Here is a 16,127-nt window from a genome sequence, read left to right as displayed (position 1 = left end):
AAGAATAAACGATAGACCGGCATCATTAATTTTTATCATTTCCCATATACTTCACTCCATTCCATCCGTGAGAAATAATACCGGTAATCATTCGTCCCTTTCCATTTCAGCAGAGGGATATATACACTCAATCCGCTAAATTTTGCCGGATCGATGCTAAACTTATTATCCGCACTGACCATAAAAGTAGCGGTGGCCGCTTTATAAAGGACAACCCGGGTAAGCTGTTTTTCAAATGAACTGTATTGTTCTGTTGTACTGTTTACTTTGATAAAGTTTGCGAAATCAAAAAATATCTGCGGGATATTTTTAGTATGGTATGTTTGGATACCATCGGTTGTGATACTTTCAATATCCGATACTTTCCCCGAAAGAATTTTCTCTGATTCCACGTATAACCCATCCAACTCTTTGGCATCTATCAACGTAATGCTTGCCGAACGAAGAATTTCATATTTCATTTCGTTATAATGCCTGTAATAGATTTTACAGGCATCCGTCAATTCGTTCTTACCCCCAAACAGTAATGGCAGAACCTTAGCATAAGGAACACCCGAGGCATCGTAATCTGCTGCAAACAATACCTCTGTCGGTGAAGCCACAAGGTAATCCGCCTTACTGCGAAACTCATACAAGCCCTCCACTGTCCCCATCAGGCAGACATCGAACCAGATATATTCGGCTACTTTGTCCGGCAATGCTTTTGCCATGTCATCCACTTCCATAAAAGAAATGGAGCTTTCCGGTATATCGGGATTTTCATCGATGGCTACATATTTCAACCTGATATTTTCATTACTCTCTTCTTCGATATAAGTGGCAGGGTACCAGCCCATAGAATGCGACCAGATTACCAGCCCGAATGTTTCGGAAGGCACCAATTGCTTTGTTTCCTGAATGACACGTACCAATGTTTCAGCATCCGCGGAATTTTCTTCTTCATAGCTTTTCAGGGCGGTTTCGGTCCCGTCCCGATTGACTTTGAAAAGCCGTGGGGAAGCGTCTTTCCTGTCCACATATATCACTGCTGTTCCTGCACTTTTCTTAGCTCCTTCTTTTATCTTCGCGATAGTATAATCCACATCACTGTCCAATGAATTATCTGCCGCCATATAAATCAATGTCGTGTATGAAATCGCAACAGGAACAGTATCATCATCGTCAGAAGAGCATCCTGTCATAAACAATAATGCAAAAAGGGATATGACAAGATAACTTCCCCGTTTTTGAAACCAAATATGTAAAAGACTCTTACCTTTCATAATATACAGATATTATACAATGTATTACAAAGCCATTAATTCTATCTGGGTAGTGCACAAAATCAATAGTTATAACTATTAATTAATTTTACATTAATTAACTATATAACGTTAAAACCTGACACATCTGACACTTTATTTACTGTTTTTATACTGTTATTTTTACATATATTAACCATACGTAGTTAAAAAGTAACAGAAGTAACACAAAATCAGTGAACAGTTAGCAGTCATCAGCTAACAGCTAAAGGCTACCAGCTTACCTATATAGATAAACTTTTCCTGAAAGATTCAGCTTCGCTTGCTCTAAAATACTATTAATCACCATTAATGACAGAATAAAAATAATTATTCCCATTTCTCTTCTAAGACTAAAGTTCCAGTTCCAACAAAATTTATATTGTAAGTCTCGAACTTATTTAAATATTTGTAAAAATCTCCTCCGCCCCAATCCGTATCATTAAAGGTTATTCCTGTTTGGTTTGGATCATGTTCCCTTACTACAGTCCCGTCTTTTGCAATCAGATCGTATGTAAGGAAAGCCGGCCCGCCATCACCATTTTCGTTTTCAAAAGTACGTCCGTACACTAAAATATAAGGAGATAATTCCCCTGCTTTAATTTCAAATTCATAGCCAATATCTACCACCTGTTCTTTATCGTATAACCATGAATCGAAGGTATAGAATTTGATTGTATAAGATTCTTCCCTTAAGTCGTCGTCTGTTATGGTGTAGTATACCCTTATCTTTTTATAATTATTTGACTCAGGGTCTTCTTCATCTCCCGGAGGCATAGCTAAAAATTCAGTGGATGACAACTGTAAGAATGTAAACGTTCCGTTTGGTTCCACAGTTATTTCCCTGTCGAGTACTAAATTTCCGTCATCTATCTTTTTCAGTTGCAATGAGCCCGTTAACGCTTCTGTCAATACATAATTGATATTCCCCTGCTCTGTATTTAATTCAGAACCATTAAATGTTGCTTTATATTTGTCCCGGTCTTCATTTGTAGCCCATTTTATATCCAGGCTGAATTTCGTGTATTTATCATCGGAATAGGTATCTATTTTGTCTCCAAGTTTGATGAATTGAACATTCATATTGCTTGTCAGCTTCAGCTCTTCCGTATAAACCGGCTCTTTGTTTCCTTTTTCAAAGACTGTCAATATTCCGGAGGGATTGGCCCTGCCTACATAGTATGTATTCTTTATTGTATCATTATTAAACAATATAGCGTAATTGCTTCTGATATTGGAAGGAGATACAAAGTCTGCATTTAATGTATAAAATCCATCAACCGCATCATTTAATTCTTCATCTGTACTACAACTCGTTATTGAAAGAAGGACGAGGCAGATAATACCCATCCATATTTTTTGTCCCATTTGTTTATATTTATTTTCAAACAGGGTACATAACCGATAGGTACCCATCGGTATGTACTCCTGTTTATTTGTTTATTTAATCAGAACTTGATCTTTTCATTATCCGTTATCTCACCCAGAGTCCTTGTGTTAACCAATTAGCACCGATACTAACTAAAGCACCTTTATATTGTGTATTGGTGAACCAGGCATCTGTATGTGAATAGTAACTTCCATCTATTGCTGCGCCACCGGTAGGTTGCAAAGCAGTTGATCTGTATGCGCCAAATGGACTAGAAAGAATCAGATTATTCCAGGCTCTGGCAAGATTGCTTACATCAGGAGTAAACGTGTTGAATTCCTGATTAGCAACTGTAGAAGAAACCACATTATTCAATAATGTGGACGGGTTGACTGTTTCTTTTAGCACACCTGAAGGAAATCCATAAAGTACACTGTTTACTAAAGTAAACTGTGCATTTCTACGGAAGTTAGCTGCAGACTTTAAAGCGTTGAGTGCCGAACCGGATTGTGTACCCGTGATTGTAAAATTGCTTAATGTAGGGTGTGTAAAAGGTTCTGCAGTTGATCCGGTTCCGTCATTATCACACTCGATACCATTAGGATCGCTGGAATAGCTCAATGAAGGATCAATCGTTGAAACGGCAAACTGGATACGTCCCTGGTAACCGAAATCGAAGTCAAAAGCATCATCGTCCGTCGCGGTAGAAACCAGATATTTAGCATCTACAGTCCCTCCGAAAAATTCAAATGCATCATCAGCTCCGCGGTAAGCTTGTAAATGGTCTAATGTTGTTCCACGACCTACTCCTCCGAAAGTAAAGGCATTTAATTCATTCGCTTCTGAGATTTTAGCCCCGGCATACTCCACACGCACATAGCGTAATGTTCCTGAACTATCCTCAGCATCACCAAGCCCGGCTCCGCCTCCTCCGTAATATACGTCAACGCCTGAAGGCACAACGGAAGGATTAATGCCCTCGATCACCTGATCGACTCTGTTAAGAGGAGCTTTTCCAAGAAGGACAAGTCCTCCCCAACCGCCTTCCAGTCCATTTTGAGCAGTCAGGATTACCGGATTAGTAAAAGTGCCAATAGCGCTGATCTTTGCTCCGCGTGTTACGATTAAGGCAGAGGCCAGTTCCGGATCGGCATTATATACACCTTTCACTGTAGTTCCTGCCTGAATAGTCAGTGTGGCAGGTGCCTTTACATAGACTTTTCCGTTCAGGATATACTCATTTGTATTGCTCCACGTAACATCTGAAGTGATGATTGTGTTGTGAGGGATGGTTACCGTCGCTTTCGTTGCCACATTTGCAGGGCCTTCGTCTGTTAAGTCATTAGAGCATCCTGTAAATAAAGCGGATACAATTGTTACAACGAATAAAAAAATAAGCTTTTTCATTTTTTCACTTTTTAAATTGTTTTAGACTCCCCTTTTACATTTAATATTCCCCTTGATTCTTATGAGGCATCATTCCCATTCTGCAGGATGGTAAATGCCCCGGATTCCGGGGATATCTTGCTTTTACTCTCTGCTCACGAACAGAATGTAACAGGAAAACAAGATAAACCTTCGGTTTTTGCTGATAGGGAGATAGCATCCGGATTCCGGGTATAAAAACCATAAAACCACCTTGTAGAAACCGTTGTTTTGTTGCTTTGCGGAAAACGATGAACATGCTTTTTTATGCATTGGTCTTTTCCTTCTTAAAGGTAAAAGCCTCTTATTTTTTCCATTGTATATTCCAGGTTTCGGCAAACGTCAAAACGGTTGATCTATTCTCCCTGCACACACGATAAGTACTCATCTGTTCTTACACCGGCGACGCCTCACCCGGTGATCATTATTCTCTAAAATTTATAACTAGCGCTTATTGACAGATTTATACCTTTCTTTATCCGGCTCATTATATAGTCGCCTTTATTGTAATCCATATCACCTGTCAGATCGAGATAGAAAGTACCGCCGGTTCCGGTATCCGGATTGGGATTCTCTGCGGTATAATCTACTACCCGTGTGTTACGGTACACAATAAAATCCTGATTGAAGATGTCGGATATATTGAACTTTAATTCCAGACGCTGGTCTTTCATCAAACGCGCTGAAAGTTGCAGGTCTAATACATCCCGTGAATTTTCATATTGGTCGTATTTTGTCTCTTCCCCCGCATACACCAGTTTACGCCCGTTGCGGTTATAGTTGACGGCAGCACCGATTATACTTCCCTCGTAAGCAATTCCCAGATTGAGGGTATAGGGACTTAATCCCTGTAAGGGACGGTCACGGTCGAAGTCCGGGTTAGAATCTTTTATATTCGGATTTAATAGTTTCTCCTGATTGTACTTTACATTGGCTTCCATCCATGTATAGTTTCCCGTGAAATAGAGGTCATGCAGCAACGGGGAAATAAATCCTAATTCTTTGCGCCAGTTGAGCTCAAAACCTTTGGCTGTAGAGTTATCGAGGTTCATACTATACATTTCAAAGTTCTGCGCATCGCTTAGCATACGCATAACCATTTCCACCGGCTTGATAAATTTCTTCCGGAAATAGCTGACGGATAATACTTCACCCGGATGCGGATACCATTCTACCCGGACATCGTAGTTATGAATGCGGCTTTGTTCGAGGCCGGAACCGTTAATTACCCATACGCGGTCATCCACGTTATAATACTTTGACTGGGACAATTCCCTGAAATCCGGACGGGCAAGGGTTTTACTGTATGAGGCGCGGGCATTCAGTTCAGGTGTTATGCTGTATATAAGGGTCGCAGCCGGCAGCCAGTCTGTTTTTTTGATAATTACGATACTGTCTTTTGGGGTCGCTCCTACTATTTTTTCTAATATCTCGGTAGTTACGGTCATATCTGTTTTCTCCATGCGTACACCTCCGATCAACCGTAATTTTTTAAAGAAACTGAGATCACCCATCAGATAGCCGGCATGGATATCCTGGCTCCCTGTATAATAATCTGCTCTTGTCGCTTGCATACCGGAAAGCTCATATACTAAAGGATTGCCGCCGAAGCGCTCCGGAGCATAATACTCATCTATAGGTAGTCCTATCGGTCCCCTGGGAGCATTGTCTTCTATCATCGCTTTCAGGTATTGTTGCTCAAAATTGGCCCTGCGGAATGCACCCAGGTATCCGGCTTTGATACTCTGGCGGTTGCCATCTATAGTAAAAGGATATTCCAGATTGGCTCCGATATTCTTTTTAGTCTCATGCAACCTGCTGTACATAATGTGCCCACTCCCCACATTAAAGCTATTTCCATAACCGGTAGCCCAGTTCCAATCGGCAAAACTGGCTCCCTCAGTTGATTCCCCGACAATAGCGCCCTGAGCCATGCGGTCGTCGGGGTTTGTCCGGGTGATATCATTATAGGAAGCATTCCATGAGGCAATCAACTTTCCTCCGAAGAGATCGTGTTTACCGTCTAACTGAGTTTGCCACAGGCTACTTACCAAGGGTACGCTGTATTGTTCTACAAGCTTGTAATTTTCATAATATTTATGGATAAACCGTTGCTGGTTGGTATGATTAAACCGGTTATTGAACAGGTTGCGCCAGGTAATACTGTGTCCCGATATTCGCCAGCCGGTATTCAGCACAGCCCCTATGCTTGTGGTTGCTTTATAGCGGTATGAACCTTTACCCGATGGCTTAAAAATGCTGTCGCGGGTAATCATGTGCGCTTCAAGGATCTCTTCCGTATTTTCTTCGTGACGATAAGTCAGAGCAGCCACAACGCCCAAAGAGCTTTTTCCCAGGTCTATAGGAAGCCCCGCCGTCAGGCTATAGTTCTGAAGTGGCTGCGCTGTATATTTACTCAAACCATATGTGTTTTTCTGTCCTGCATTGATGATATTCTGTGCGGTAGCCGCTTCATCTTTACCGGAATACCATTTCCGCTTATCGATTTCCCCTAAGAACCAGTCGGCTCCGAAACGTTTATTGCTGTAAAAATCTTTTCCGGTACTGATCGTATTCATCCCTGTTCCGATACCAATGTTCAGGAATTTCTCATCCGGAACGGCCAAAGTATTTACTTCTACCAATCCTCCGGTAAATTCTCCCGGCATATCCGGACTGAAAGTTTTACTGATAGTCACATTATCCACCAAACCTGAAGGGATTACGTCAAAAGCAAAGTTGCGGCGGTTAGGCTCGGTACTGGGTAATGAAGCCCCATTGAGCTGCACATTATTGTAACGCTCACTCATACCACGTACAGTCACATACTTTCCGTTGTCGATGGTAACTCCTGATACACGTTTGAGCACCTGAGCCACATTATTGTCGCTGGTCTTTTTAATCATATCGGCACTGACCCCATCGCTCATGGCTACCATGTTCTTTTGTCTGGCATACAGTCCTGTTGCTGATGCTTCATTGTATGTTGCCGTTACCACAACCTCCCCCAGTTGGGTTGTAGCTTCCTTGAGTACCACATCCAAAGGAGTTGCTTTATTTGCTGTTATCCTCACGTCTTTTACCACTAATGTTTCAAAAGACATAAAGCTGATCCGGATATCCGTAATCCCGGAAGGTATATTCGATAATTTATACTTACCGTCAGCATCTGTAGCCGTGCCGATAGTTGTTCCCGGAACACCGACAGTGGCTCCGATAACGGGTGCGCCTCTTTCATCGAGGACTGTACCTTGCAGGCTTCCCCTAGCCTTGGGTATCGCAGTCTCAGTTGCTGCATCCTGTCGCTTTTTTATAACAATCGAATTATCCGGCATATTTTTGAATATAAATCCGGTTGAAGCCAGGCTTTTTGTCAATAGTGAATTAATGTCCTTGCTGTCTCCGTCTATTGCCGGAACCTGAATATTGCTGAATGATTTGTCATCATAAATAATATTTTTACCACTATTCGCTGCAATTCTCTCTATACGGGCTTTTAATGATTCTTCCGGTAACCGGATCTTATTATTCTGGGCGTTCAGCCATACTGGTAACCCCATTGCTACGACCAGTAGTAATATGTACCGGAAAACTTTTACTGTTAGATACTCTTTCATTTGTTATTTTCTCTTCTTTTTTTGTTACTTAGCTATATTTAGATTCATTCATTCTTTTATAAAAACAGGACAAAAAAATGGCCGTTCTTCTTTTTAGAAAAACTCTGTTCATCAAAAATTCCAATAATCAAAAGGGGACTATCAACTGTTATATCCCTATTGTGTGCACTATTTGTAAATGATAACTCTTTGTGGGTTTTCGAACTTATATTTCACATCGTATACTTCAGAAATGTTCTGCAAAACATTCCCGATCTGTGCATCTCTTGGATAAGATGCATTGAAATGGTTTTGATCCAGGATTCCTCCTGTGATAACCATATCGACACCATAAATCTGTTTCAGCCTCAGTCTCAGTTCATCTACATTTGCCTGCTTCAGTACCAACCGATTTTGCATCCAGGCAGCTGCATCCTGCCAATTACCGGAGCTTTCATTGAATTCTCCGGTCTGTGTATCATAGGTAATTTGTTGATTGGCAATCAATGTTCCTATTTTTTTATCACCGCAGATAACTTCGACCTTGCCGGAACGTACCGAAACCTCATTTTTCCTGATTCCCTTATATGCCTTTACATTAAAAGATGTGCCTTTAACAGTGGTTTGTATATCTCCGGAATGTATAATAAAGGGTTTTTCAGGGTTCTTAGCGACCTCAAAGAAGGCTTCTCCGTCCTCAATCCATATTTCCCGTTTGCTGAGATTGTATTCCCTTTCAATAAATAATATTCTGCTGTTACGGTTAGCATGTAATATTGTTCCGTCGGCTAATGTTATTTGTTTTATTTCGTAGCCATCTGTCTGACAAAGCAGGCTCTTAGGGTTCATCCCGGCTAAAATATTATTCTTTTGATCTGATAACTGATAACGGGCATATATCCCTGAAAGGAGAGCCACAACTAAAATAGCAGCAATTGCAACATATTTACGCAGGAATATCAATTGTTCTGTTTTTTTAATCGTTTTATCCGGATTATGAATACCAAGCGCAGTAAATATGTTATCCTTTACCTGCTTACGACCGACTGTTAACAAATCTTCGTTTCCGCTGTAATATTCCGTTGTATCTTCCGGATTCCAGTCTTCGACCAATTTCTCATTTGTTCGATCCAGTTTTCCTTTGGTAAAATGCTCAAATATACGTTCTGTCCGGAGTAATGTTCTCAAATACTCCAGGTGCAATTGTTTCTTCCTGTTATTTGCCTTATTCATCTCTTACGTTATTTTGTGAGGTCCATCCCTTTGATATTACTGTCCCTCTATTAAAATAAACGAGTTGAGCATTGACAGATCGGGCAACGAAATTGTTAAGTGATTGTTTCTGTTTCGAAACAATAATATAAACAACTAAATTACAGAATATTACAATTGATTATTTTTTATTGAAAAGATTATTTTTTATAATTTTCAATATATTAATATTGTTGTAACATATAAAAAATATATTTACTCCCGGAAAATATACCAAATTATTGTAATCATGTCTGATAAAGAATTATTAGAGGCCATTTTTCTCAAAGATGAGTCTGCCTTTAATACATTTTACGATAGGTACGAACAGTTACTCTATAAATGGGCATATAACCGCACGGGGGATATTAACCTGACGAATGAGATCACGCAGAATTTCTGGATTAGCGTGTGGTCTGAACCATCTTTGATAAAGACTGACAACAAGGGTTCCGCCCGTAATTTTCTTTTACACCACTATACATACAGGATGCTCGACTATTTGAAGTCTTCTTATCTGAAAATCATAGGTGGAGACAACCGAAAGGATATAGAGGAAATAGGCACTACCCTACCCTATACACATATTGAAGAGGAATTTGATTTCAAAGAAATAAATGCAATAATAAATAATATAATAAAAATGCTGCCGGAGATTGACCGGAAAGTAATAACTCTTATCTGGCAGGAAGAATTATCTGTGAAAGAAATTTCACGGCACTTAAAGATTGATGAAAGAACTGTTAATTATAAATCTAGAGGAGGAATCTCATTTATAAAAATGAATATCAAGAATTTATACAAAATAGCAGATCAGAAAAAGAGAGAGAATAAAGACTCAAATCTTCTTAATGGAGCTTCATCCGGTCAATAAACGAAAAACTTATATACTTATGATCGCCGGGATCTTTTCATCAAAGTTTTATACAATATCTTCTTCACTAACCTATCCGGAAAAGGATTGCTCTTTTTAGTATTTTTCATCTATAAACCAGCTTTTTTGTGTAATTTATTTTTATTTACGTTTTCTACCGAAACCGAAAACATCCGCTCTTTCGTCCTTAATACCATTCAATTTATTTTTTATCAGTTGCGCGGCTATCATACTAAATGTAATTCCGTTCCCGCCATAGCCCAACGCATAGACCATTCTGTCCGCTCCGGGCCATGTACCTATATACGGTAAGCCATCATAGGTAGAACTAAATGTACCGCACCAGGCCATATCTGTTTTGAAAGGAATCTCAGGAAACAATTTGTTGAATTTCTTTTCCAGGATAGACACTTTCTTTCTTAACAAACTGTCTCTTTTTACCGGATCTTTGAAATCTTCGTCTTCCCCTCCTATAATAATACGGTTCTTGTTATCAGTACGTATGTAAATATATGGTTCCCGGGTTTCCCATATCAGGCTCTTTTTATGCCATATATATTTCTCATCCACAGGCTCCGAAACCAATGCATAAGTAGATGTAAGTTTCATTACCGGCTTTGGAAGGAACTTGCCTGCTTCAAATCCGGCTGCAATGATCACATACATAGAATTTATCTTATATCCATTGATCGTCTGTAGTTCATAACCGACAGATTTTTCCCTAAATTTGGTAACTTCAGTGTTTGTAAAAACTTTTAAGCCACTTCTATGAATATGAAAATCAATCAAATGGGTAGCCGCCTTATAAGCATCGATTTGTGCCGACTCATTGTTCTCAAGTGCACAGGATGCCTGAAAGCCATATTTATCAGTCAATGCTTTTTTGTTTAAAAAGGTTACAGGCAGTTTGTATCTTTTCCTTATTTCATATTCTTTTTCTATAAGTTTTACCCCCTTCTTGTCACTCGCGAAAAAGACGCTGGGTACCCTTTCAAAATCCGGATCAAATCCAATACCTTTAAAAACATTTTCTATATCCGTTATCGATTGAAGGCAGGATTGGTAAGCCAGTACAGCTAAATCTTCATCGATCATTTCCACCATATCACACAAGGGCGTATCTATTTCATACTGCAGCAGGGCCGTGCTGGCGGTGGAACTGCCGGTGGTAATACTTCGCTTATCCACTATGGCGCATTTAATTCCCGCACTGCATAATTCATGAGCAACTAAAGCGCCGGTAATCCCGGCGCCTATAATTATAACATCTATATTAAAGTCCGATACTAAAGGATTAAAATAGTTGTAAAGTGGATTTTTGGCTATCCAATACGGTAAGCCCGAATATAAGTCCATAAATATATATTTTGATATAATGTTATTCTATGGGATTATTTATATTTAGCCTTATCATTTTTTCTCAACAGAATGAGTTTCCTCACTGTCAAGAGCCTTATAAGACAGAAAGTCCATTAAAAAAAGCCACAAACTATGATCCTGTTTTTTTAAACAGTGATATTATCCAAAGTAAAACCACCGCCCCTATTACAGACATTAAAAGTACCCCGAGGATACCACCGGTAGTTATTCCAAGTAAAGTATACAGCCATCCGCCTAAGAAACTACCGGCTAATCCGACTATAAGGTTTACTATTAAACCAAAACCGCGACCTTTCATTATCCATCCGGCTATTGCTCCGGCAGCGATACCAATAATGATAGTCCAAAGAATTCCTAATCCTTCCATAATATTTCAATTTTTAAATTAGACATACATTCTGTTACTTCTTTCCTTTCTTATTCGCTTTCGGTTTAGAAGCAAAGTCTTCCAGTTCCTTTTCGGTCATACTATCTGCGACTTTTTTCACTTCATCACTTACATTCTTGGTTTCTCCCCTTTTATAGGCAAGGGCAGCCCCCATTAATCGTCTTTGCTTTTCACTTTTTGCAGGCATAAAATATTCTTTTAAATTAAACATTCTATGTATTAAGAACAGTCGGAAAAAACTTATTGTTCTTAGTGATAGTATCAATTCTATTTTTTTAAATTTCCGCCATTGCTGATTTCGCCTTTGATTATTAGGGTAGAAATATAAATTAGTACCGTTCTTTTCAATCTCAGTAATTTTATTTTTGCTGGAATTGCCCCCTTTAGATCGTTAATAAATTTTCAGTTAATACATAGAATAGTTTTCTTTTTAGTTTGTGCAATTTGTAACAAAAAATCATACAATTACCCTATGGCTTCTCTCGTCTCTTACTTAAAATATTCAGCATCGGCACTATGAAAATGAATAACAAAGGCAACAAGAGGAATGTGTTCTTATCTTCACCGCCAAAAGTAAATACATTTTCATTTGACATGGCCTCAACCATACATACAAATAGCAGATAGATCTCTAAAATCAGCATAATTACTAATGAAAAAAAATATGTTATATTATTATTCAGAAAATAAGAAAAATATGGATTGAATCTGTAAAAGAAGAAAACAGTAATGACCAGTAAGAGAATACCGATGAGTGCAAAAAAATAATTTTCCCAATCATTATACGGATAATCGGCATTTATAAGCGTACGAAGATTCTCCGGCGATACCCCCTCGTTTTTGTCTATTTGGGGAAACGGTTTGAGGGTAAACCGCGCTAAATAAAACTGGTTTTCAACTTTGGACCACCAAGATGCTTTTTCTGCATCGACCTTACTTACTGCTAATACCGAATCTCCCGGCCAGTAAACAGACTTGGTGTTTACAAGCAACGCACTATCTACCATTTGAGTAAGTCCCAGTATATAAGCATAATTATCTTTACCGTTGTCTCTATCGAATGTCACATATAATTTTAAGTCGCGGATAGATTTTACATTGCAACTATCGATAATAAGGCTCGCCGATTTTACAAATTGGGCCATTGCCCTTTTCTCTTTAAATGAGAAATCGGGAAAATAAAGATTTACTCCTTTTATATTGGTCAATCTTGTTTTATCTATGGATAAAAATAATTGTTCAAGACATGAAGAACGATAATACGGCGACCGGAGAAAATTATCGGTATTCACGTCTCCCCTGCACATCAGCATTACATCCATTTCCAATGAGTCCTGTAAAGAAAATAAAGGTTTCGATAAATTATTTATATCCATTTTCAAATAATTATCTATCACCTCAACAGAATAATTGCGGGCTATATACCTGTGCTTTATATAACTCGGATAGTACATCGGGAGAAGATAATTGAGATATATTCTTTCTTGTGACAACCTGCCGGCCGAATCTTTCTGCCCAACCGTTCCGAGTAAACGTTTCGAATATTCATCGAAAGACATACCGAAAATACGTGTAATATCGTTTAAGTGCGAAATGAACATAGTATCCTGAACGATAACTGTATCGTGCTGGATAATAACTTCCAACTTATAAAGATTGTCTTCATAGGCTACATATGAGGAATCCTGTCCCGATAAATGTACTTGTACCACAAAGAAGAACGTTATTGAGAAAAGTATAATATTCCTGCACATTTGATCCCGGTTGAAAGTTTCACTTATTATTAATCATCTTACCGTCTTTCGACTCTTCCTTAGCAATGGCCAGTTTCAGAATTTCATCAGTCAAAAGTGGCGGAGACATTCTGTATAACTTTATGGCACAATTTTGTATCACATTCACGATGCTACCTCCCGACAACTTATATTCGGCAGCTACATGCAACAATTCCTCATTGCCAAGCCATTCCTCCGGCATCATTTGTTTCCAGATCCGATACCGCAGGTTCTCGTCAGGCATAGGAAAATACAATATGGACTGGAATCGCCGGAAAAAAGCTTCATCTATATTCTCCTTCAGGTTAGTAGCAAGTATTACCATTCCCGGAAAATCCTCGACCCGCTGCAACAGGTAAGCAACCTCCTGATTAGCATGACGGTCGTTCGAAGTATTGGTATCGGTCCGCTTGCCGAAAAGCGCGTCGGCTTCATCGAAAAAGAGTATCCAGTTCTGATGTTCCGCCCTGTCGAATATATTGGCAAGGTTCTTTTCCGTTTCGCCTATATATTTGGATACGACCATCGATAAATCGATACGGTAGACATCCATGTCATGCTGCTTGCCTAATAATGAGGCTGTCAGCGTTTTCCCTGTACCCGGCGGGCCATAAAACAGGCACCGGTAACCCTGCTTGATTATTTTATCGAGCTGCCACCGCGAACGGATGGCCTGTTCGTTTTGCAGCCAAAACGATATATCATCCAAATCCTGTCGCAGATTGTATGGCAGCACCAAATCATCCCATTCCAAAGCTGTAATAACCCGTTTGGCCGGAAAGCCGGAACTGTAATCGGGGCGATATTTATTATCATGCAGGACTCTTGCCAGAAATTCGTCGGAGACTAACAGCCGTCCGCTCAGAAATGGTTCTCCCCTGCCCTGTCCTTCGATATGAAGGATATTCCTGGTATGAAACCAATGGTCTCTTTCGAACAGTCTGATAACATCCTGCCGCTTATCGGGATTATCCACTGACAATATAAAAGCGGCCGTTTCGCCTGTGGGCAGGAATCCCTGATGCGATGTACCTCTCCATCCGCCAAACTCGGTATATGGCCTGTCTAATTTCTTATTCTGTAAGAAAAGCGGATCGAGCGTTTGCGGACTGATATGCGGCATCAATGCGAGTAGTAAGACCGCCTGTTCATCGAATGTCATCTCCTGCCCGTCCATAAGGGAAGATAACCAATCGCTTTCGGGGAATGGTATATCCCGGATATGGGCGTAGTCGCTCTCCTGTCCTAAGAAGTAGGATAGGGAGGTGTGGAGGAGATTTTGATAATAAGGATGCATGTTCTTTTTTTAATTTGTAATTATTGGCAATTTTAGAATAAGCTTAAATCTTATCATTTATTTAATTTATAGTCCATTATACATTTAAACTCATATCAAAAGAGTCAGAATATTCAGTCTAGTTTTAAATCATTAATTATTAAATTGTAATATGGAATCATATTTTTAATAGGAATACTATCTCTTTGACCCAGACCTGCCAAGAATATTTCAATGACATATTTAATTTCAGATAAAGGTAATCCATATAATACTGATAAACAGGCATGCCTAATAGCTCGAATAACTAAATTCAGATAGCGTTCTTCATTATCAATAGTAAATTTAAAATCAACCAAATAAACGAGGTTAGCTCCAACTTCATAAAGTTCATGCTCACTAATAGCTTCATGTGCTTTTATTCTATCTGCGATACTTCGAATAAATCCGATCGACTGTCTTTCTCCTCCTCCTCCAATAGTCATTTCTTGACTTCTTAAATATGCTGTTCCAGGTCTTTTATTGGCTCTTTCAATATATTCCTGAATAAATTCTTCTAATAATTTATTTTTATCTTCACCATCCATTGTATCAAATCCCTCCCAATACTGTCCATATTTTTCTGAAATATAGGAGTAATCTATATCAGATAGAGTCAATTGAGATAGAACAATTAGATTATTTAAAGCTATCTTTCTTGGCATACCTATCACTTCTTGTTTAACCGATTCATTTATTAAGGTCTCCGCAACAGTATGATCACCTTGAGTTGACCCGGGAACATCTGTTGGAGCTCGACCTTCTAACCTTACTTCATCTATAATCCTATGAGAGTCCGACTGTACTGTTCTAACTCTAGCTATGATTTTCCTTTGAATATTATTCATATTAATAATATCCGATGTTTTAAGATTTCTATTACTTTTAACATTCTCATTAAATACTGCTTTTCCCCCCATCACATCCGCCTCCTTCTCCAGTCCCTCATTATCATTTACATTCACTCCCTGCAACTGTGTTGTCGGCTGAACCCGTCCCTGCTTTTGCTGCACCACATGCCAAGCCTCATGGGGTAAATGCTGTTCCTGTCCCGGTGCAATATGTATATCCGCACCCTGTGCATAAGCAAGTGCTTGCAGTTGCGCGGGCTTGGAGGAATTGTAATGCACCCGCACATCGTCCATACTATAACCCGAAAGGGATTCGATACCGCTTTTCAGATTGTCGGGCATACCTGTCAGATTTTCAGTTGAGGGCTGAGCAGTCTCAAACTTTCCTTGTAGCAACTCATCCTCGTCTATCTCTTTACGTTGAGCAATTTCAAACTTTCCTTGCAAAAGTTCGTCTTCATCTATCTCCTGCCGTTGCGCTATCTTGTCTTTATAAGCTTGCAGGATGTCATGCGCCGGAGCCTGCCGTGAAGCTTTCGGCTGCGCGGTATCTGATTTTGTTTCGGGTTGTCTGGAATATGTTTTCATATCAATCGGATTTTAATATTATCATTCTCTCAATT

General features: G+C 39.4%; 12 protein-coding genes. 1 reads left to right on the top strand and 11 read right to left on the bottom strand.

Going from position 1 to position 16,127, the window contains the following annotated elements:
- Positions 1 to 35: 35 nt before the first annotated feature.
- From ACFO6W_RS09020 to ACFO6W_RS09000, 5 genes are all read right to left on the bottom strand, one after another.
- Complete coding sequence (locus ACFO6W_RS09020; protein ID WP_379995509.1) at positions 36 to 1,262, bottom strand: clostripain-related cysteine peptidase; 1,227 nt, start codon at positions 1,260 to 1,262, stop codon at positions 36 to 38.
- A gap of 348 nt (positions 1,263 to 1,610) precedes the next feature.
- A complete protein-coding gene (locus tag ACFO6W_RS09015) occupies positions 1,611 to 2,648 on the bottom strand; it encodes a hypothetical protein (RefSeq protein WP_379995507.1) in 1,038 nt (345 codons plus the stop codon).
- 106 nt (positions 2,649 to 2,754) lie between these two features.
- The gene (locus ACFO6W_RS09010) at positions 2,755 to 4,056 is read right to left on the bottom strand and encodes a hypothetical protein (RefSeq protein WP_379995505.1); all 1,302 of its coding nucleotides are present in this window, start codon (positions 4,054 to 4,056) and stop codon (positions 2,755 to 2,757) included.
- A 449-nt stretch (positions 4,057 to 4,505) separates the two neighbouring features.
- The gene (locus tag ACFO6W_RS09005) at positions 4,506 to 7,691 is read right to left on the bottom strand and encodes a TonB-dependent receptor (RefSeq protein ID WP_379995503.1); all 3,186 of its coding nucleotides are present in this window, start codon (positions 7,689 to 7,691) and stop codon (positions 4,506 to 4,508) included.
- Positions 7,692 to 7,859: 168 nt separating this feature from the next.
- Positions 7,860 to 8,903: a FecR family protein gene (locus ACFO6W_RS09000; protein ID WP_379995501.1), complete on the bottom strand. Its 1,044-nt coding sequence runs from the start codon at positions 8,901 to 8,903 to the stop codon at positions 7,860 to 7,862.
- 268 nt (positions 8,904 to 9,171) lie between these two features.
- Between ACFO6W_RS09000 and ACFO6W_RS08995 the strand changes: the two genes are divergently transcribed.
- Positions 9,172 to 9,795 (top strand): RNA polymerase sigma factor, encoded by a 624-nt coding sequence (locus tag ACFO6W_RS08995; protein ID WP_379995499.1) that lies wholly within the window; start codon positions 9,172 to 9,174, stop codon positions 9,793 to 9,795.
- Between the two features lie 141 nt (positions 9,796 to 9,936).
- On the opposite strand, the gene ACFO6W_RS08990 is transcribed toward ACFO6W_RS08995, so the two are convergent.
- From ACFO6W_RS08990 to ACFO6W_RS08965, 6 genes are all read right to left on the bottom strand, one after another.
- Positions 9,937 to 11,151, bottom strand: a complete 1,215-nt coding sequence (locus ACFO6W_RS08990; protein ID WP_379995497.1) for an NAD(P)/FAD-dependent oxidoreductase — start codon at positions 11,149 to 11,151, stop codon at positions 9,937 to 9,939.
- 133 nt (positions 11,152 to 11,284) lie between these two features.
- Positions 11,285 to 11,542, bottom strand: a complete 258-nt coding sequence (locus ACFO6W_RS08985; protein ID WP_379995495.1) for a GlsB/YeaQ/YmgE family stress response membrane protein — start codon at positions 11,540 to 11,542, stop codon at positions 11,285 to 11,287.
- A gap of 34 nt (positions 11,543 to 11,576) precedes the next feature.
- Positions 11,577 to 11,750 carry a DUF3008 family protein gene (locus tag ACFO6W_RS08980; protein ID WP_379995493.1) on the bottom strand — a complete coding sequence of 58 codons (174 nt, stop codon included), beginning with the start codon at positions 11,748 to 11,750 and terminating at the stop codon, positions 11,577 to 11,579.
- Between the two features lie 283 nt (positions 11,751 to 12,033).
- Positions 12,034 to 13,275 carry a hypothetical protein gene (locus ACFO6W_RS08975; protein ID WP_379995491.1) on the bottom strand — a complete coding sequence of 414 codons (1,242 nt, stop codon included), beginning with the start codon at positions 13,273 to 13,275 and terminating at the stop codon, positions 12,034 to 12,036.
- A 61-nt stretch (positions 13,276 to 13,336) separates the two neighbouring features.
- Positions 13,337 to 14,635, bottom strand: coding sequence for an ATP-binding protein (locus tag ACFO6W_RS08970; protein WP_379995489.1), 1,299 nt, complete (start codon positions 14,633 to 14,635; stop codon positions 13,337 to 13,339).
- A 113-nt stretch (positions 14,636 to 14,748) separates the two neighbouring features.
- The gene (locus ACFO6W_RS08965) at positions 14,749 to 16,092 is read right to left on the bottom strand and encodes an eCIS core domain-containing protein (protein ID WP_379995487.1); all 1,344 of its coding nucleotides are present in this window, start codon (positions 16,090 to 16,092) and stop codon (positions 14,749 to 14,751) included.
- Between the last annotated feature and the right edge of the window lie 35 nt (positions 16,093 to 16,127).

It is taken from the genome of Dysgonomonas termitidis (assembly GCF_042654545.1).
GTDB lineage: Bacteria > Bacteroidota > Bacteroidia > Bacteroidales > Dysgonomonadaceae > Dysgonomonas > Dysgonomonas termitidis.
Note: the sequence above shows the minus strand (reverse complement) of the source record. Positions and strands in the feature narration are given on the sequence as shown.

Excerpts from the sequence above, each read along its gene's own strand:
- ACFO6W_RS09020 (WP_379995509.1), bottom strand. The coding sequence starts at position 1,262 with ATGAAAGGTAAGAGTCTTTTACATATTTGGTTTCAAAAACGGGGAAGT.
- ACFO6W_RS09015 (WP_379995507.1), bottom strand. The coding sequence starts at position 2,648 with ATGGGACAAAAAATATGGATGGGTATTATCTGCCTCGTCCTTCTTTCA.
- ACFO6W_RS09010 (WP_379995505.1), bottom strand. The coding sequence starts at position 4,056 with ATGAAAAAGCTTATTTTTTTATTCGTTGTAACAATTGTATCCGCTTTA.
- ACFO6W_RS09005 (WP_379995503.1), bottom strand. The coding sequence starts at position 7,691 with ATGAAAGAGTATCTAACAGTAAAAGTTTTCCGGTACATATTACTACTG.
- ACFO6W_RS09000 (WP_379995501.1), bottom strand. The coding sequence starts at position 8,903 with ATGAATAAGGCAAATAACAGGAAGAAACAATTGCACCTGGAGTATTTG.
- ACFO6W_RS08995 (WP_379995499.1), top strand. The coding sequence starts at position 9,172 with ATGTCTGATAAAGAATTATTAGAGGCCATTTTTCTCAAAGATGAGTCT.
- ACFO6W_RS08990 (WP_379995497.1), bottom strand. The coding sequence starts at position 11,151 with ATGGACTTATATTCGGGCTTACCGTATTGGATAGCCAAAAATCCACTT.
- ACFO6W_RS08985 (WP_379995495.1), bottom strand. The coding sequence starts at position 11,542 with ATGGAAGGATTAGGAATTCTTTGGACTATCATTATTGGTATCGCTGCC.
- ACFO6W_RS08980 (WP_379995493.1), bottom strand. The coding sequence starts at position 11,750 with ATGCCTGCAAAAAGTGAAAAGCAAAGACGATTAATGGGGGCTGCCCTT.
- ACFO6W_RS08970 (WP_379995489.1), bottom strand. The coding sequence starts at position 14,635 with ATGCATCCTTATTATCAAAATCTCCTCCACACCTCCCTATCCTACTTC.
- ACFO6W_RS08965 (WP_379995487.1), bottom strand. The coding sequence starts at position 16,092 with ATGAAAACATATTCCAGACAACCCGAAACAAAATCAGATACCGCGCAG.